Below are 18,529 nucleotides of genomic sequence, written 5' to 3' on the forward strand. Positions count from 1 at the left end.
ATTTTCATCGAAAAGCTACTGAAGGTCAGAGAAAACGTAAAGAGACCGCGGCTTATATTGTCATGCAATTTAAACGTGAATGTTTGCATGGGGAAAAACTGATTTCTCTTGCTCAAGTAACGCAGTTAATAGCTGAATTTATTTATATGTATTATCATTCCATTCGCCCACACTCATCATGAAATGGAATGACTCCGTATCAGTATTCAAAATCAATTGCGTAATCTATTTCATGTTCCAGTTTTTCTTGACCAGGTCAAATCCCCTTGAGAGTCACATGCATGTTTCATGCGATTCCAAGGGGATTTTGTGTAGGAATACATGATAAATTTTCCGATATTCCTCTATATGAGTATATGATATAATCAAGGTGTTCCGTATCTTCCATTATATTGAACACCCATAGCAAATGCCTACAAGCAGGAGGGCATTTGTTCTTATTTTTCCCTTCAGGTAAGCTAACGACCTGAAGGGTTTTTATCGTTAGAAAAGGGACAGTTGGATGGGTGCGTGTTTTTCTTTTTCTTGATTTGTACAAGAGATATGTCGATAGTAGCTTGTCCCTAATCTTCGCTGAATTTCATCATCTAGTAATTGAATCGCACGCTCTTGCGAAGCAGTATACATGACCACTTCCTGCGTCGGGTACATTTCTCCGCTTGGTGCTACGATGGTATAAGAAAGTGTATAGGCACTGATTTTCAAAAAACGTCCTCCTTATTGCGCATAATAGTGAAAACAATAAAACACATATGTGATGACGACACCTACAAATATGATACCGTATAATGTTAATCCAATCAGTGCGAATTTAGAAAAAATAGATAATCCTTTTTTTAGAAATGTACATAAAACACCAGTCAAGAATACGACAACAGAACCACTTATGAGGAAACTAAGTAAAGTATTTCCACCTCTTTTCTGTGTATGCTGTAGGATCCGTTATAGTTCTTCCAAATCTGTTTCCATCATGTATACAGGTGCGACATGTTCTTGTTCCAGCAAGGTTTGCAGCTGTTGTTGGAGTTCAAACCCATCTGTCGGCTCTGCCAGTAGAAAAGACTTTGAAAAGTTGTTTCCATTCACAGAGTAGCTCACATCCAATAGGTACATATTCATTGTGCCACCTTTTCATCTGATTTAGATGGAACTGGCTTATATTGTTCGTGCCGGACCACTTGGCGTCCATCTATTCCAAGTTGGAAGAAAGATTCCATTGCAGAAATATCTACAATACTAGTATGTTCGAGTACCGTAACAATATATCCTGTTAGTTGCAGTGATGGATTATGACGGTAAGGAAATGTCACATAATCTCCAGTCTTGATGTTGGTAGCGATTGTATTAGAAGCCATAACGCAAACCTCCAATCATGTACGTGATTGTGAATAGAATGATAGGAGCAAGAAAAGTACCGAAAAAGTATAGTTGAGACTCGTTACAACCATCAATTCCAAACCATTCACACAGTGCGTGATATTTGGTAAGTAGCTTGTTTTTTGGCGTCTGAAGTGTCTGTTGTGGTCTTTCAGAATGTGATATAATAGCTTCATCATTTTTAATTTGTAAAGCGTTTGACATATTTGTCATCTTTTCTGAAGGGAAATGATATTGTGGAAAGTCCTCGCAGTCTTGGTGGGTGCTGAGGGCTTTCTATTACTTTCTTTTTTCTTTACCATAAAGACGTTCCATCGCTTCAACAGTGAATAAATATTCTCCACGTTTGTTTCCGGGTTTCAGGAAATACTTAATTAATCCTTGTGTTTTTAACTCGTCGATTATAGGACTATTTTTAATACGCATTCGTAAGGTGGATTCGTTAATATTCCATCGATAGCTTGCTTCGTTAGTGGTCATAACATCTTGTAGTTTCATGTCATTCATATGCATCTCCTATATGTTGTAAAGGTCTAATGTCCTCCTTTTCCTATATTATAGGTCCATTATAATGACTTGTAAGTCACTTGTAAATTAATATTTTCAAAAAATTATATTTTTAATTGAACGAACTTGAATATCGAGATAAAATAATGCAATGTGACAAAATGTTTAAACAGAAATGGAGAGAGGCATCGCATGTATCCCAAATGGATTGGCAAAATGGCGTTTTCAAAAGCACATCAAGAGTTATTAATTCAGTTGTATAGAAAGCAAATTACACGAAGAGAATATGATTCGTTGGTGAATGAGCTATATGTTTTAGAAACAAAGGGGATCTCAAAATAAAACAGTGAACTACTCGCCACTTAGCAAAGCTTGAAGTGGGAGCTTCTCAGTTCCACGACGAAAGCAACCTTTCGTCTCCTTGAGCGTTACTTCGGGGTGTTCCACCCCTAGATGCCCAACACTTGGACGCTCTCTTGGTACGGTTGATATTTTACGCAGGAACCGAATGGCTTGTTTTTCGCACTCTATTTTCTTCCTGCAACCTCATATATCAAGTTATCAAAGAGTTTCATATAGCTAGTTTATCAAAAGTGTTTGGCTATGCCAAACCGAAATTCATCTCCCATCTACCGTTGGGCTAGCGCCCTTCACACGCTTGAGGTAGGAGAATTCTTTCGGTAAATTCGTTAAAAAAATTATTTTGAGAGATTTTTGATATGGAAATAGAATGGAGTGAACTGTAATGAGGGGCAATAAAAAAGAAGAGCAAATACAGAAAATCATACTTATGCAAGAAGAAATCCGGCTATGGATTCAATATGTATTTCAGCAATGGGAGAGCAAGAAACAAGAACAGCACAATTCATTTCCGAAATTAGCATATAGAGAGACAGTAGCATTTGAAAGCTCAGAATCATATCAAGAAATAAAAAGACTTTCTGTAGGAATGGTGCGGGAGATGAAAACATATAAAAGAGAAAAATTATTGCTACAAATAACGGAATTGCATCAACATATGCAAAGTATTGTGTCAGCTGTCCTAGAAACGATACAAAAATATTATGCATTCTAATTAATGAATATAATGATATCCTATTTGAAAAAGTATTGTAAGTGAACAGTAAGTAATAAAAAAAGAGTAGCTAATAATGGCTACTCAAAATGGAATACATATTATGGATGATTAACAGTTTTCTCATACAAGCTGTACTTTATACAAAAGGTTAAGAAAATTATAGGTGGTTTGTATCCTTTGTCTGTTTTTATTTTAAGCATGTTGTTTCAATTTGGATTGAGAACTGGTATTGCTCGTGTGATTCTTCTTCTAATTAAAGTAGCAAGCGCTTGTAATTGGTGAATGACTTTCTGTTTTGATTTACATGTTGATTTCCAAGGGAGAACGTTTCTTATCTGATTCTGCAGAAAGTGTTGTACATTCTTGAAACGCAAATTGTTTACAGCCCTTACATTTGGATATCTCCAATTCTTGTAGTGCAAAATGCAATGCTAATCCTGTACGTGTGAAAAAGTGTGATTCGCCAATTCTTTCGTATAACCCTGTTTGATGGAATATGTCTTTCGGTTGGTGCTGGATACCGGAAATTAAAAGGGTTCCTTGTTTTTCTAGCATCTTTTTTCGAATGTGTTCTACTGCAGACTCTGCGGAAGTATCCATAAAAGAAACATCCCCCATACGTAGGAGAAGAATGTGAGCGTTAGACTGTAGGGTTGCTTCTATAGATGTTTCGAATTCTTTTATAGTGCCGAAGAATAAAGGGCCCTCTACGGTGAAGATACTGATTTGAGGACAATTTTTCCCATTTACAACGATGTCTGACTTGACATAGGAATCTACTGGGTCTGGCAATACTTTTCGAACACGTAAAGATTTGCTCATTTTTCCAATAAACAGAAGAAACGCAAGGAGTAACCCCACGCTTACTCCGGTTGTAAGGTCTGTGAAAACGGTTAAGAGAAACGTCAAAACAAGTACCAGGGTGTCCCCTGTTCTTGTTTTCAGAATATGAATAAACTCATGCTTCTCACTCATATTCCAAGCAACCACCATTAAAATAGGTGCCATACTAGCTAGTGGAATATGAAAAGCAAGCGGGGACAGGAATAATAATACTAGTAATACGACTATTCCGTGTATCATACCTGATACGGGAGAAGTCGCCCCATTTTTAATATTCGTTGCGGTTCTAGCGATGGCACCTGTCGCAGGAATACCGCCAAATAACGGTGCCACCATATTGGCAATTCCTTGTCCCACCAGTTCTTTATTACTATTATGTTTGCTGTTTGCCATGTTATCTGCCACCATGGCAGACAACAATGATTCAATCCCACCTAATGCCGCAATGATACAGGCTGCTGGAAGTAACATAAGGACAGTATCCCATGCAAATTCAGGCATTTGGAAGTCCGGTAGTTGATGCGGGATATCGCCGTATGTAGTCCCAATCGTTTCAATTTGATTCGGAAATAACAGGGTTGCGATCAAACTTGAAATGACCAAACCCAATAATGCGCCTGGAATGCGAGGTAACCATTTTGTAGCTGCGATCACAATTCCTAAGCAAAGAAAAGCGGTAAGGATACTATACGGATTTAGTTCTGCGATATTTGTCCCTATTTCTTTCATGTTATAAAAAAAGGTTTCTTGCTTTTCCAGGTGATGAAGCCCTAAAAAATTTGCAATCTGTCCAGAAAAAATAATGACCGCAATCCCCGTTGTAAAACCAATCATGACAGGGCGCGGAATAAAGGTGATAAACCTTCCTAGTTTGCAGACGCCCATGATAACAAGTAAAATTCCTGCCATAAAACCTGCAATCAATAGGTTTTCATAGCCATATTGCATCACAACGCCGAGTAAGATTGGTACAAATGCGCCTGTTGGTCCTGCAATCTGATATTTCGATCCACCAAATACGGATACGAGAATCCCTGCGATAATCGTCGTATAAATCCCATATTCAGGTCGTACACCGCAAGCAATAGCAAATGCCATGGCAAGTGGAATCGCTACGATTCCTACAACCAATCCTGCTAGCATATCTTTTTGTAAGCTCGCGAGGTTATATCCTGCATATCTGCCTGAAAATCTCATCGTTTTTCCTCCTCTTCCTGCATGTATTTAAGGACTTGTTGTATGTGCGTAGGAATAACCCTCTACAACGACTTCTAAATTGCCTGTTTTGGGATGAATGACAAGGCCATGAACAGGTACATAAGATGGGAATAATGGATGCTGGCGTATCATGTCTACACTATGTTGAACACTTTCCTGTACGTTTCGGAAACCGGTTAACCATGTAGATAGATCGATTCCTGCATGTTGCAAGGTATGAAGGCAAGTAGAATCAATGCCTTGTTGTTTGACCTTTTCTAATAGCGGCTCAGCTTGCAAACCCGCCATGCCACAATCTTCATGACCAATTACACAAATTTCTTCCACTTGTAATTCATAAATGCCCAGTATGATACTTCGCATCATACTACCAAAAGGATGTGAAATCACAGCGCCTGCGTTCTTTATGACTTTGGCATCCCCATTTTGTAAGCCCAATGCTTGTGGTAATAATGTTAACAGTCTGGTATCCATGCAGGTTACAATCAATAACTTTTTATTTGGAAATTTGGTCGTAGAAAAAGGTTCGTATTCTTGTTTTTGTACAAATGTTTCATTATGCGTCAATATATTTTCTAACAATGTCACTTGGTAACGCCTCCCTTATAGGTATGATCACATGAACAGACTGGAATAAAAAAGCCTGCCAATTTTCTAGATTGGTAAGCTTTTTTTACAGATTCGGATGTGATCTTATGTTTAGTCTAGAGAGGATAAAATTTGGTGTCAACAACCTAAAACGTGAGAAATATATTCTGACATACTGTGTATTTCATACGAAATCTGAAATTCTTTTTTCTGATTCTTATCTGCATGTCATGTTCAAGACATCAACAGGAAAAATAACAAACAGCTCATTAGGAAAAATAAGTATCATAAAATCACTATATATCTACGTTGTTTCGATTTTTCACTGTTCTACACAGGGAGACATTGTTTTCTGATTCGTAATATGCGTAGGTTGAGAAATACAGATAGTACCTTGTATGTCATATGAACTCCATTTACAATGTAACTAAAGTATTGATAATGAAGCATTTAAGTTTCGTTAATATAAGAACGTATAGTCGATTCATGGTGAAACAGAAAAGAATGAAAGGTTAATCTAGCATCATGATAGATGTTTTATGTAAAACTTGGAATTGTTACGAGGGAGGCAAATTGAGAACAATGGATGTTTATTAGGAACAATCCATTTCATATATGAAGGAGGAAATAGAATGAACAAAACTGTAAAATATGCAATTCGATTTCTAGCTGTACCCTTTGTAACAGGTGCAGTTCTGTTTAGTACAGCGGCAATGCAAAATGTACAAGCAGCTAGTGAACCATCATTACAAATACAAAAAAATGAAGTGGGAACATTAGAAATTACATTGACAGCTATGGAATGGAAATATGACCATAGTGAGCCTGGGGGATTTAAGTATTATCCTGGAAATAATTTAGCAGATGTAGAATTTACAATCTATAATAAAAAAGACAATACAGTTTATGCAAAGAAACGAACAGATAAAAATGGAAAAGTTTCGTTTCAACTCCTTTTGAATCTTTCTTTTTCCTGTAAACAAACATCCGCATATCCAGAAACAAATGGGGGAAGATATGCCCCTGAGACAAGAACGTTTTCTGGATCTTTTAAAACAAACGGAGAAATCTATCAGCATACTGTGTACAATATGTTCACATTATATTAAAAAACAAAACCCTTTGAAAAACGATTTCAGTTTTTCAAAGGGTTTTAACGTACTAGCGATTATGTAAATATTTTAGTATGAATCCATTTATGAGCTCCAAATTTGCTGTACCCATTCAGGATGATCAATAAATGGGTTCCGATTCTGTTGATACTTTGTATTAATAAGCTCATTACGCCTTCGTTCAAAATGATCCACGGGATCCTGTTTATGCCATTGTAATAAGACCGATATTCGTCCCATATAAGGAGATGTATTGTTGTTTACTCTATCATTTAATTCAAGATCAATTTCTCCATTGTCCCCTTCATACCGAACAGCCATATAAAATAACATTCTAGCAATATCTCCTTTTACATTATCACGAGGTTCCCAAGAATCACTATCATATTTACACTCTGTTGCTTCTAAATGAGGAGTGCCCCCATTATCAAAATCTAAATTACCACGTGAACTGTTTACAGATACATCGGTTGCTCTTATATGATGCAGATCCGTTCCAGGTCCTGGAGATGTCCCGAAATTACCATGTGATTTTGCCCACACGTGCTCTCGATTCCAGTCATCTACATGAGATCCATTCGTATTTTTCCCCTGTGAGCGCCCTGTATAGAACAGAATAACATTATTTCTATTATTTGGGTCTTCATCTGTATCACGTAGTGCTTCCCATAGCGCATTGTAGGATAGCTTTTTATGATTATTAATAATATTATGAAGTTCTTTCTTTAGCATTACATCGGTTTTTCCAAATGCATTCCGATAATAACTTTCTGTAATTTCCTTTTTATCATAATCATAAAAAGAATATTCAAATAATTTAAGGCGTTCATGTGTTGTCCCTAGGTTTTCAGCAAATGGCTTAGAGGGGACAAACAATATACAGGAAAAGAAAATCAAAATAGCTATTTTTCGAATAATCATAGACAAACCTCTCATTTATATCTGTATTTTTTCAAACATTATCAATAGACTGTTTCTATTGATAATGGACTATCTTTTCTTGAAGTTGTTCTAAATAATCCTTTTGAAACATACACATTCGGATTGCGTTGTGGTACTGGCCATCTACAAAAAATTCATCCTGTAATTCCCCTTCTATAGAAAAACCCACCTTTTTATAAATATGAATCGCTTTTTCATTGGTTGTGTTTACAACTAAATACAGCTTGTACAAATTGAGTACAGAAAAAGCATAATGCATAGCTAAACAGGTGGTCTCCCTTGCATAGCCATTGCCTTGATAGTGGGGATCAATAATAATTTGAAATTCTGCTCGTCTATGAATGTAATCAATTTCTACTAATTCAACCAATCCAATCATGACTGTGTTTTTCTCCACAATAAAACGGCGTTCACTTTGATCATGAATATGTTTATCGTACAAATCTTGTAATTCAACAAATGCTTCATAAGGTTCTTCAAACCAATAAGACATAATATTCGCATTGTTCGTTAAGCTATGTACAAATTTTAAGTCTTCTCGTTCCAATGGTCTTAGCTTAAAATCATTTTTCATTTACAACACGCCTTTCTTATTCTCTCGATTATAGGATTTTTTTGACACACTTTTTATACAACAGATTTTCATAAGTATAGCATAGTCTCTCTAATGAAAGATAGAATAGTCAATACTCAGATGATGACGAATTTTAGCGAATCCACATTGATTTCGTCTGAAGGAAGCCGAATCAAACGTTTGTTTAAAAGTAAAGATAAGTAAAGAAGCCCGATATAGTTGCTATATAAATATCCCACTATCAAGGGAATCCCCTTGACGAGTATGGGGTACTCGCTACATTTTGCCATCTCATCCACGCGGATGTCGATGGACGGATAGAGAGTATGAAAAAAGATTGAGCGAATGCGCTCAATCTTCCAAATGACAGCTTATAAAATATAATAGTAAACATCCCTCTAGTTGACCTAAGGGGACCGCTATTTCGCATCTTCAAATACACGCAATACATCTTTACGGAGTTGGTCTTTTTCAGCATCTGATTTTTTGAAGTCATATTGATATAAAGCAGATTCCCAATCCCCATACATCGGATTCGGGAACACAATAAACTTTTCTCCAAATGCTTCGTGAATCTCTTCGACCGCTTGATTTCTATCTTGTACAGATTTCTTATCAAATCCCGTAAAATCAGATAAATTATCTCCAAAGAATAGAACAATCTCGTGTTCTGTCGCCACTTTCTTTCTTCGCTCTTCTTTCCCTTTTTCCCCTTGTCCTTGCAATAAGATATGCTCTTTATCAGCTTGCGGAATATTCAACTTCTGTAAATTCTGTAAAGTGGTATCTAATTGATTTTGTTTGCGATTGGAAATGTAGTAGATGGCTACACCTTTTTCATTTGCATATTGTAAAAAGGAAACTGCGCCAGGGAGAGCTTCTGCCTTCGCTTGTTGAATCCATTCCTCCCATTTATAAGGGAACCCTTTTTTCTCTTTTACTGTCATGGCTTGATACGGACTATTATCCACGACTGTTTCATCTAAGTCTAAAACGATGGCAGGCTTTTTCTCGGTACCTTTGGTAAGTGCCGCATCTAATTTCATTTTTCCGATATTATACCCTTGATACGAACGAAAAAGAACAGATTATTGAAATAATCTGTTCTGAGAGAGATGATACAATTTGAGTTTTTTCACAAGAACCAATTGTTTAACCATAGTGCGCGTCCTTTTCTTAATTCCAGTTCTTTTTTCCTCCTTCAAAATAATCAATACATGAGGGCTGATGATGTTGATACTTCATATAAATCATATTTACATTACTCTTCTTTCGGAAGTACAATTTTTTTATATAATTGAACCGTAATGAAGTAATAGATTAAGTAAATCACTACAAAAATAACAAGTGGTACCCATATACGGAAATACGGATCAATTAAAAGAGGGCTGAACATATTCATACCAACTAATACGTGAACAATACCCACAATTGCTGGAACTAAGAATACAAAGAATAACTCTTTATAAATCGATTGTGTTAATAACTCTCGGCGAACACCGATTTTACGAAGCATTTGATAACGTGTACAATCTTTGGATGCACCAGACAGAACTTTAAACATCAGGCAGCTTGCCATCATTGCTAAGAACGCAATTCCAACGAAGAATCCCATAAACATGAGTCCGCTAGAAAAGCTTTGATTCCCCTTATAGTTTTGATACTTACTACCCAATTCTTCTGCTTTCACATTTTTATATTTAACTATCTGTAATTCATCAAGTTTTTTCCATTCCTTTACATATGCACCAAAATTATTTGTTTTCCCAATAAACACGGTATTTTCTGTACCTTTGATATTATCATATATGTTTTGATTGACAATTTTCACTTCATGATTCGGATACATATACTCTGGTTGAATTGTTTGGAAAACATCGCTCCATTGTCTTGGTTTTCCATCATCTTTCCCCCATTGTCTTGACAACACAAATGCATTTATGGGGATTTCCTCTGAAATTTTCATTGTCTTCTCATTTTTTCTATCTTTGACTAAAGGACGATTATTCTCTAGCTCTTCTTTTGTATAATACACATACGTATCATCCACCTTGTAGTGATATTCAAGTTTCTCTTTGAATGGAATGCCGTCTAACAATTCCTTTTCTTCCACTGTTGGATTATGAACTATCGAATCATAAATCGTTCCTTTATCAGTCTGTTTTAGAACATCGTTTTTAAATGCCATACCACACGCAATTCCCCCAGCTCCAAGAGCTACTAAGATTGCTACCGTTGCCAGTACGTTTGTTAGACTGTTCATACGGAAGTTTAATTGCGCAAAAGTAAAAGCATTCAGCCCTTTTTCCCTACGTTTTTTATTGCTCTGTACCTTTTTCATCATAACGGGGAGAAGGGATCCAAATAGTGTGTACGTACCAATTGTAGCTGTGATTAATCCAATAGCCATGAATGTAGGAACGCTTAGTATATCTTTTCCTTGTAGCTGTGATATATAGATCAGTGATGTATACCCAATGCCTAGTAAAAGCAAACTAAGGAATGCAACTACAACTGTCATTTTCCCTTTTACCGCGAGACGCTCTGTTTGTGCATCTGCATGTACAAGTTGCAAAACAGAAATACGTGACAATTTCATACTATTCAGGATGGCTGATAGTAAAAATAAGACAAAAAAGAAGAGGCAAGTAACAGTCATAGATGGAATATAAAAGGCTTGATACCCTTCTCCAGAAAAATCCAACTGGTTCATTAATAACTGACCGATACCTTCTGCAAGTCCTACACCAACTGTAATTCCGATTGCAAGAGATGCCGTACCTACTATGATTGTTTCGATAAACATAAGTAAGGTAACTTTATGTTTTTTTGCTCCTAACATCATGTACATGCCGAACTCTTTTTGGCGAAGAGATAATAAGAAAGAGTTTGCATATAAAATGTAGAAAAACGTTACAATCGCTAATAAAACGGAACCGATTTGGAATGCTATTGCAACTATCTCAGCATGTGGATTTGATTCAAGGAACGTTTTATTTAGTGATAACGTTTGAAACATATAGCAAGTTGAAATAGATACGATAAGACCAGCAAGTAAGACAATATAATCTTGTAATTTCCTTTTTAGCCTGGACATGGAAAGTTTAAATAACATGCTTGCACCTTCTTTCTTATGCTTTTTGTGTGCCTAAGTCTGCAAGCACGTCTAAAATTTCTTTATAGAATTTGTCACGTGTACCACCGCGGTGAATTTCTTTATATAACTCGCCATCTTGAATGAATAAAATACGTTGGCAGTAACTTGCACTATATGGATCATGCGTAACCATCATAATCGATACGCCTTGTTCTGTATGTAAGCTTGTCATCGCATCCAGTAAACTAGTTGCGTTTTTAGAATCAAGAGCTCCTGTAGGCTCGTCCCCCAAAATAATGGCCGGTTCATGCACTAACGCACGTGCGGCTGCTGAACGTTGTTTCTGTCCACCAGATACTTCAGATGGATATTTTTGTAGAATTGCTGAAATTCCTAACATATCGGCTACCTTTTCTACCTTCGGTCCAATCCTACGTGATGAAACACCTTGAAGTGAAAGCGGAAGTGCGATATTTTCATAAATAGATAAGTTTTCTAATAAATTAAAGTCTTGGAAGATGAATCCTAACTTTTGTGAACGGAAATCCGAAAGCGCCCCTTGCTTCATTTTTGTAATATCTGTACCCGCAATTTTAACAATGCCGCCCGTTGCTTTATCAAGCGTTGAAATTACATTTAATAATGTCGTTTTACCAGAACCAGATGGTCCCATAATTCCAACAAATTCACCCTCTTGAATGGAGAATGATACACCTTTTAATGCGTGTGATTGATTCTCACCTTTTTTACCGTACACTTTTTGAACGTTTTTTACATCAACAACTGGTTTCACTATATATACCCTCCTATTTATTTGTACTAAAATTGTTATTAGACATTCATTGCCAATACATATACAAAGCACTGTCTTTAGCTTCTTCCCTTAATAGGAGAAAATAACGCCTCATGTATCTGTATTGCTATCTATATAATTTGGTCATTTAAACCATTTTTATTCTTCCTGCGTTATAGCTATTGTTCTAACATCAGTAATACAATGACCATTTTTTTCTGCATATATTTCTCCTTCTTTTCGCTTGGGATATATACATAATAAACAATAAACCTTAAGAAACACTCCGTAAAATCCTGAAGAATTCTTAAATATAACTAAAAAAGGCTTAGGGAGTTTTTACCGCCCTAAGCCTTTTTATAAAATTGGATGTTCTATAATAAAGGACATCCACCCCTTTTTATATTCTACATGTATTTTCCCATTATGAAGTTCCACAATTCTTTTTGAGATAGCAAGTCCAAGTCCAGTTCCTTGCTCACTGTTTCTTGATTTGTCCCCTCTGTAAAATCGTTCAAACAATGTATTCGGATCGCTAGCGGGCGACTTCTCCACTTGATTTGACACTTTCAAGATGGCTTTGTTGCCTATTTTTTTAAGGCTTATTGATAATTCAGAGGGTTTCACACTATACTTTAGCGCATTGATCAAGAGGTTTTCATACACACGCACCATTTTTTCTACATCCATACAGATAGGTATTGTTTCTTGCGTAATCGATTTTCGAACTTTTAAATTTTCTTTTTCGAATATGGGAAGGTATTCTCCCACTATTTGCTCTAATACACTTGACACGTCAACTTCGTTCCAATTCAGTTTAGCATCCTCTCTCGATAAACAAGTATATTCAAACAGTTCATCAATGAGGTATTTCAACCTCTGTGACTTTACATAGGCGATTTCAACGTATTTCTGTGATTGCATGTTACTATTATATTGCCCATTTTTTAATAAATCCAAATATCCGATAATAGATGTCAGCGGTGTGCGTAAATCATGAGAAACATTGGTAATTAGTTCATGCTTTGCACGTTCTAATTGCCTTTCATATTCAAATTTATCTTCTAATTCTTTGGACATATAATTAATATTTTGAGCGAGATGAGCCAATTCATCTCGTCCTGAAATCTCAATTGTCAATCCTAGTTTTCCATGAGCAATAGAATGAACACATTGAGAAACGCTCTTCAAATATGATATTTTTTTCCGGATTAATAACAAAAAAATCACTATAAAGGAAATGATTGATATTGTGAATATAATGAATAGCATTATCCAAATATTTGTGTGGGAATATGGATACACTAATGAATCAAAGATCTGAAGCTGGATGCTCATGATAACAAACGAAACGAAGAAACTAATCCCAACCGCACCAAGTAACTTTACCACTATCTTATTTCTAAAATGTCCCACTATCATATTTTGTACCCTACGCCCCAAACCGTTTTAATATAAATAGGGCGCTTGGAATCCTCTTCAATTTTGTCTCTAATTTTTGTAATGTGCACCATTACCGTGTTATCTGATTGGTAAAACGCCTCTTTCCAAACCGCCTCATATATTTTTTGTATACTTAGGACCATCCCTTTGTTACGCGTAAGAAGTGCAAGTATATCAAACTCTTTTGGAGTCAATCTTACTTCCTTCCCTCTGATCCATACTTGGCGTGTACTTGTATTTACGGTTAAATCGCCCACTTCTAACATATTTTTATTACTATCTGTATATGAATTGTATTTTTTAAACCTTCTTAATTGGGATTTTACCCTGGCGATTAACTCTAATGGATTAAATGGTTTAGATACATAATCATCAGCACCAGAAGCTAGCCCTTGAATTTTATCTATATCTTCTGATTTTGCAGAAAGCATGATGATAGGTATGTTTCGTTTTTTCCTAATTTTCATACATGCCTCTATGCCATCCATATTTGGCATCATAATATCTAAAAGAATAAGATCAAATTCTTTTTCTTCTAACCGTTTTAAAGCTATAATCGCATCCTCTACCGGGTGAGTTTCCATCCCTTCATTTTCTAAATAAGTAGCGATAAGATGTCTAATGGCTTTATCATCATCTACAATAAGAATTTTCGCCTCCATATGATTCCTCCTTATTTTTTGTGTATTGCATAACGAAAAGCACAAACCGATGATATAATTTTATATTTTTGCTTATCTATTTTCGTACATTGGCAAATGGAACATCACATAACCGAAATAAGTCCTACGATTCTTCTTTAGGTTACAAAAATGATTTTATAAAGATTCTATTCTGAATATTTACTGGTTTGTGCATTTACCATACAGAAAGCACTCCACTTTCCAATGTGGAAAATCATTTGGCAGATTGCGTCATTCACAGGCTGTTGTAAGTAGATACTGTAAGCCAACACCTCATACAAAAAATCAGTGTTATTTTTAAAACATATCTTCTCTTTGTTGTTACAACAAAAAATGTGAGAAAATTCACATTTCTAACCAACTTTATGCTCATTTTAAAGGTATTCACATCATGGATACCACCATGTTTCAAGTGCCTAATACTTTAGAATCTGTTTAGAATCTTTTTAATAAAATTGCCACACCTGCCAATAAGCAACTTTGTCTGCTATTTTCAAGTGTTCGTTCACAATTCTTCCAAAGTCTGCGGTAATTTTCCAACCAAGCAAAAGTTCGTTCCACAATCCAGCGTTTCGGTAACACGACAAACTTGTGAAGTTCAGAGCGTTTAATGACTTCAACCGAACAATTAATCGTTTCTTTTATTGATTGTGCAAAGGATGGACCCGTATATCCGCCATCACAAAGTATATTTGTCACTTTGTCTAATGTTTTCTTATGCCTTTCACACATTTGGATGGCATCCTCTCGGTCTGTTATATTCGCGGTTGTTACTTCAATAGCATGAATGAGACCGTTCGTATCTACAGCGATATGTCTTTTGATTCCTGACACTTTCTTTCCAGCATCATAGCCTTTTTCACCAGCTATCCATGTGTTTTTCACGCTTTGTGCATCTACGATGCAGAAACTTGTCTGATTCTTACGTCCATCTTGCTCACGATAGATTTCAACTAATTTTTTTATGCACTTTTTCGAGAAGACTTATGCCATTCTCGTCTACTTTCCGCCAAATCTGATAGTAGAAATAGACTGTTTGCCAGTTTGGAAAATCACTTGGAAGATTACGCCATTGGCAGCCTGTGGTAAGCACGTATAGCACACCGCAGAATACCTCATATAAATCGACTGTGCGTGGACGTGTCCTTTTTCGTGCGTTTTCCAAATCTTCTCGAATTAGTTCAAACTGTTCTTGGGAAACATTACTTGTATAATTGTGTATCATAGAAAATATCCTTTTTTGTACAGATTATACCATAGATTCCAAACGGGTTCTGAGATAATCTGGTGTCGTTCATTCTATCCGATTTTTTTGTAACAGAACCAATAGAATGATATCAGGTTGATAATGTTTCCATTTGAATATATTTTCTTGTTCCATACGGATCACACATCTTTTTTTAGTAGTCGTACCAATGTAGCCAAGTTTGAAAGAGCATTTTCAAAGCGTTTCAATTTTTTACACCAGAACCTTTGAATATCCTGCTCCTGTAACAGCTGATTTTGACTTTTGTCATAGTACATATTTTTAGTTGTAATTCCGAATGTATAGACCTATAATCAATTAGGTGCAGAAAATCATCTGCTAAAATTTTTGCATATTCCTCATAAAATTTAAAATTTTCGTACATAGGAGAACTATTTATGATGTTAGAATTTCCAATATTAGAAGATATACCACCCATAACTTGGTGATTTTATACAAATAAAATTATGATAAGGAAGGAGGATATACCCATGAAACAAATTTCTATGATTCTAGAATTTCCATTACCAGATGAAGTACCACCAACACTTTTTTGGTAATTTACGATAGAATTCAAAACAGAAGCTTGATGTAGAGCTTCTGTTTTGAATTTGTCAATATTAGGAGCGCATTATTATGAACAAATTGACATTAAAGATACCTACTCAGTTTTCTACAAATAGATTAATTATACGGGTTCCAAAACCTGGAGATGAGATAGTTGTGTATGAAGCGATTTGCCATTCTATAGCTGAATTAAAACCATGGATAAAATCGTTACAACAAACACCTACAAAAGAAAATATCGAAACGCTCATTATAAATTATAATATCCAATTTCTACAACGTTTCACATTACCATACTTAATGTTTTCAAAAATAACTGGTGAATTTATTGGTTTTGCAATTTTTCATGAAATTAATTGGGAAATACTTAAATTTGAAGTTGGATATTGGATTCATTCTAAATTTAGTAAAAAAGGATACATGACTGAAGGAGTACATAGACTTGTAAAATTTGCCTTTGAAGAATTAACAGCAAACAGAGTGGAAATTCGTTGTGAAGCTGCTAACATTCAAAGTCATGCTATACCAAAAAAATTGTATTTTAAACTAGAAGGTATTTTAGAAATGAATGAATTAAATGCCAATAAAAAAGAGTTAAGTGATATTTATCTATTTGCCATGACTAAACCATATTATTATCTGGCTTTGGCAAATGGTTGAAAAGAAATCAAGACTACGATGAAAGAACTTCATTAAGACTTTTATTTTATAATTCAAAAGTCTCCCCAATAAGTGACGTTTTATTATTCATGACTTTTTCACTATAAATTGTTCTTTGTACTTCAACAAAGAAATCTGTTTTGTTTTTTTCAACAACAAAACAGATTTGGTTCAATAGCTTCTTTTCCAGCATATTTAGGCTCTACAATCAAATTTAATGGGGTTTCATATCAATATAAACGTTAAAAAGTGTAGGATTTTTTTGACTATCAACTACACTGGAGGAGATCGCCATGAATCGAGATCCGATTTTAAAAGATGCGATGCAAAAGTGGGAAAAAATGAGTCAAGACCCTGCATTCCGTATGTCCTATGAGGCGAGACAAAAGGCTCTTATCGATGAAGCTTCTAAATATAAGTATGCAGAGAAAAAAGGGCGAGAAGAGGGCATTCAAGAAGGAAAAATCCAACTTATCCGGGGCATGCATAAAAATGGCATGAATATAGAGGATATTGCTAAGTTTACGAATATGGATATGTCAGAAATACGCCATATTTTAGAAAATTAAAGTGTACGGTACACCTTTTAACGTATTCCCCGAAAGAATTCTCCTTCCTCAAGCGTGTGAAGGGCGTAGCCCAACGATAGGTGGGAGATGAATTTCGGTTTGGCATAGCCAAAAACTTTTGATAAACTAGCTATATGAAGTTCTTTGATAACTTGATATAGAAGGTTGCAGGAAGAAAATAGAGTGCGAAAACCAAGCCATTCGGTTCCTGCGTAAAATATCAACCGTACCAAAAGAGCATTCATGCGTTGGACATCTAGGGGTGGAACACCCCGAAGTAACGCTCAGGGAGACGAAAGGTTACTTTCGTCGTGGAACTGAGAAGCTCCCACTTCAAGCTTTGCTAAGTGGCGAGTAGTTCACAAAGGTTAGTTGTTCCACTGAAGCTTCTAAACCTAAAGAACTAATACCTAAAAATAAATTGAATATTCAGAAAAAATAGACCGGATGAACCTGTTTATGCTACACTTAGTGTAACCGATACTGTACTACCTTTTGCTCCCTGATTTGCATAACAAGTTAGGGAGCTTTTCGTATTTTTGCATTCGTGTATATAAGAAAGAATAGTGATGACGACTCTTCTTTCTCCCGTGCAAGAGGTTCAATCATTACATTTCTAAAGATAAACTTATACTATTTTAGTATGCCATAGAAATTGATTCTTTTCAAATTATTTTTCCATGTGAATGCTGATTTGCATATTCTACATAACGCTTTACTGATAAATGAGAAAGGAATCCTGTTCTTTTTATAATTTCCTCTGTAGACATATTCCTTTCTAGACAACGTAGAATAAAGGTATTCCGTAAGTGTTGTGCGGAAATTCCTTTTCTCAGTTGCGCTCTGGCTACTTCTAATCGAATCATTTTTTGTACAGCAATGGCTGTTAGTGCTTTCGGAGCATCATTGTCATACACCCAGCGAAATGTACCTCGTTTAAAATCAAATGCGACCAATAAAGGATTCGTACTATGATATCTAGGACGAACTGGTTCAGGTATCGTTTTATAGTACGTAAATAAACGTATTTTATCCTCTTCCCTTAACATCATCCTTCTCTCTGTCCCTTTGTTATGTAAAACAGTAATCATATTCTTTCCAAAGTGCACCTGTTGCATCTGTAACGACACAAGTTCTTGTAGTGTAAGCCCATAGTCCAAAAGAAGTGATAGGATGGATACATTTCGATCTATGAGAAGCGGTCGAACGGAAAGTTGTTCTTCTGACAATCC

General features: G+C 35.7%; 18 protein-coding genes and 5 pseudogenes. 7 read left to right on the plus strand and 16 right to left on the minus strand.

Annotated features, from left to right (window positions below):
* Positions 1-182 (plus strand): IS3 family transposase (locus ACQRBL_RS31015; protein ID WP_427736288.1); only part of this gene is annotated, 182 nt, incomplete at its 5' end.
* Positions 183-483: 301 nt separating this feature from the next.
* Here ACQRBL_RS31015 and ACQRBL_RS31020 read toward each other — a convergent pair.
* The 5 genes from ACQRBL_RS31020 to ACQRBL_RS31040 form a co-directional block, all read right to left on the minus strand.
* On the minus strand, positions 484-705 hold the full coding sequence (locus tag ACQRBL_RS31020; RefSeq protein WP_000702846.1) for a hypothetical protein: 222 nt from the start codon (positions 703-705) through the stop codon (positions 484-486).
* A gap of 237 nt (positions 706-942) precedes the next feature.
* On the minus strand, positions 943-1,113 hold the full coding sequence (locus tag ACQRBL_RS31025) for a hypothetical protein (protein ID WP_427736290.1): 171 nt from the start codon (positions 1,111-1,113) through the stop codon (positions 943-945).
* Between the two features lie 2 nt (positions 1,114-1,115).
* Positions 1,116-1,355: a DUF2187 family protein gene (locus ACQRBL_RS31030; protein WP_000157958.1), complete on the minus strand. Its 240-nt coding sequence runs from the start codon at positions 1,353-1,355 to the stop codon at positions 1,116-1,118.
* Entirely contained in the window at positions 1,345-1,581 is a 237-nt protein-coding gene (locus ACQRBL_RS31035) for a hypothetical protein (protein WP_000063560.1), read from the minus strand. The genes ACQRBL_RS31030 and ACQRBL_RS31035 overlap by 11 nt, the downstream gene beginning before the upstream one ends.
* 75 nt (positions 1,582-1,656) lie before the next feature.
* Positions 1,657-1,884 (minus strand): helix-turn-helix domain-containing protein, encoded by a 228-nt coding sequence (locus ACQRBL_RS31040; RefSeq protein WP_000999223.1) that lies wholly within the window; start codon positions 1,882-1,884, stop codon positions 1,657-1,659.
* A gap of 192 nt (positions 1,885-2,076) precedes the next feature.
* On the opposite strand from ACQRBL_RS31040, the gene ACQRBL_RS31045 reads away from it, so the two are divergent.
* Both ACQRBL_RS31045 and ACQRBL_RS31050 read left to right on the plus strand, forming a co-directional pair.
* Positions 2,077-2,226, plus strand: a complete 150-nt coding sequence (locus ACQRBL_RS31045) for a hypothetical protein (protein ID WP_023523991.1) — start codon at positions 2,077-2,079, stop codon at positions 2,224-2,226.
* Between the two features lie 403 nt (positions 2,227-2,629).
* Positions 2,630-2,959 (plus strand): hypothetical protein, encoded by a 330-nt coding sequence (locus tag ACQRBL_RS31050; protein WP_097984440.1) that lies wholly within the window; start codon positions 2,630-2,632, stop codon positions 2,957-2,959.
* Positions 2,960-3,262: 303 nt separating this feature from the next.
* On the opposite strand, the gene ACQRBL_RS31055 is transcribed toward ACQRBL_RS31050, so the two are convergent.
* Both ACQRBL_RS31055 and ACQRBL_RS31060 read right to left on the minus strand, forming a co-directional pair.
* Positions 3,263-5,002 (minus strand): SulP family inorganic anion transporter, encoded by a 1,740-nt coding sequence (locus ACQRBL_RS31055; protein ID WP_197270411.1) that lies wholly within the window; start codon positions 5,000-5,002, stop codon positions 3,263-3,265.
* A 27-nt stretch (positions 5,003-5,029) separates the two neighbouring features.
* Positions 5,030-5,611 carry a beta-class carbonic anhydrase gene (locus ACQRBL_RS31060; protein WP_197230783.1) on the minus strand — a complete coding sequence of 194 codons (582 nt, stop codon included), beginning with the start codon at positions 5,609-5,611 and terminating at the stop codon, positions 5,030-5,032.
* 632 nt (positions 5,612-6,243) lie between these two features.
* Between ACQRBL_RS31060 and ACQRBL_RS31065 the strand changes: the two genes are divergently transcribed.
* Entirely contained in the window at positions 6,244-6,720 is a 477-nt protein-coding gene (locus ACQRBL_RS31065; protein WP_411996553.1) for a SpaA isopeptide-forming pilin-related protein, read from the plus strand.
* Between the two features lie 87 nt (positions 6,721-6,807).
* Here ACQRBL_RS31065 and ACQRBL_RS31070 read toward each other — a convergent pair.
* The 7 genes and pseudogenes from ACQRBL_RS31070 to ACQRBL_RS31100 all read right to left on the minus strand — a co-directional run.
* A pseudogene (locus tag ACQRBL_RS31070) lies at positions 6,808-7,488 on the minus strand (endonuclease I family protein); the annotation flags it as partial.
* A gap of 211 nt (positions 7,489-7,699) precedes the next feature.
* On the minus strand, positions 7,700-8,239 hold the full coding sequence (gene speG, locus ACQRBL_RS31075; protein WP_023523999.1) for a spermidine N1-acetyltransferase: 540 nt from the start codon (positions 8,237-8,239) through the stop codon (positions 7,700-7,702).
* A 419-nt stretch (positions 8,240-8,658) separates the two neighbouring features.
* Positions 8,659-9,309: pseudogene (locus ACQRBL_RS31080) on the minus strand (5'-nucleotidase, lipoprotein e(P4) family); the annotation flags it as partial.
* 191 nt (positions 9,310-9,500) lie between these two features.
* Positions 9,501-11,354 carry an FtsX-like permease family protein gene (locus ACQRBL_RS31085; RefSeq protein ID WP_411996554.1) on the minus strand — a complete coding sequence of 618 codons (1,854 nt, stop codon included), beginning with the start codon at positions 11,352-11,354 and terminating at the stop codon, positions 9,501-9,503.
* A 16-nt stretch (positions 11,355-11,370) separates the two neighbouring features.
* On the minus strand, positions 11,371-12,132 hold the full coding sequence (locus ACQRBL_RS31090; RefSeq protein WP_097984897.1) for an ABC transporter ATP-binding protein: 762 nt from the start codon (positions 12,130-12,132) through the stop codon (positions 11,371-11,373).
* 354 nt (positions 12,133-12,486) lie between these two features.
* A pseudogene (locus ACQRBL_RS31095) lies at positions 12,487-13,374 on the minus strand (sensor histidine kinase); the annotation flags it as partial.
* Between the two features lie 173 nt (positions 13,375-13,547).
* Entirely contained in the window at positions 13,548-14,234 is a 687-nt protein-coding gene (locus ACQRBL_RS31100; protein WP_023524004.1) for a response regulator transcription factor, read from the minus strand.
* Between the two features lie 300 nt (positions 14,235-14,534).
* Between ACQRBL_RS31100 and ACQRBL_RS31105 the strand changes: the two are divergent.
* Positions 14,535-14,691, plus strand: a pseudogene (locus ACQRBL_RS31105) (IS4 family transposase); the annotation flags it as partial.
* Here ACQRBL_RS31105 and ACQRBL_RS31110 read toward each other — a convergent pair.
* Positions 14,691-15,480 (minus strand): IS5 family transposase gene (locus ACQRBL_RS31110; RefSeq protein WP_411996555.1). Its coding sequence is split into 2 segments (ribosomal slippage): positions 14,691-15,221 and positions 15,223-15,480, totalling 789 coding nucleotides; the frame shifts between segments, so codons are not numbered across the junction. The pseudogene ACQRBL_RS31105 and the gene ACQRBL_RS31110 sit on opposite strands and share 1 nt — an antisense overlap.
* Positions 15,481-16,137: 657 nt before the next feature.
* Here ACQRBL_RS31110 and ACQRBL_RS31115 point away from each other — a divergent pair.
* The gene (locus ACQRBL_RS31115; protein WP_023524007.1) at positions 16,138-16,728 is read left to right on the plus strand and encodes a GNAT family N-acetyltransferase; all 591 of its coding nucleotides are present in this window, start codon (positions 16,138-16,140) and stop codon (positions 16,726-16,728) included.
* A 266-nt stretch (positions 16,729-16,994) separates the two neighbouring features.
* A pseudogene (locus tag ACQRBL_RS31120) lies at positions 16,995-17,297 on the plus strand (Rpn family recombination-promoting nuclease/putative transposase); the annotation flags it as partial.
* 665 nt (positions 17,298-17,962) lie between these two features.
* Here ACQRBL_RS31120 and ACQRBL_RS31125 read toward each other — a convergent pair.
* Positions 17,963-18,529 (minus strand): tyrosine-type recombinase/integrase (locus ACQRBL_RS31125; protein WP_427736297.1); only part of this gene is annotated, 567 nt, incomplete at its 5' end.

Source organism: Bacillus sp. AF62, assembly GCF_050312695.1.
In the GTDB taxonomy this organism is placed as follows: Bacteria; Bacillota; Bacilli; order Bacillales; family Bacillaceae_G; genus Bacillus_A; species Bacillus_A cereus.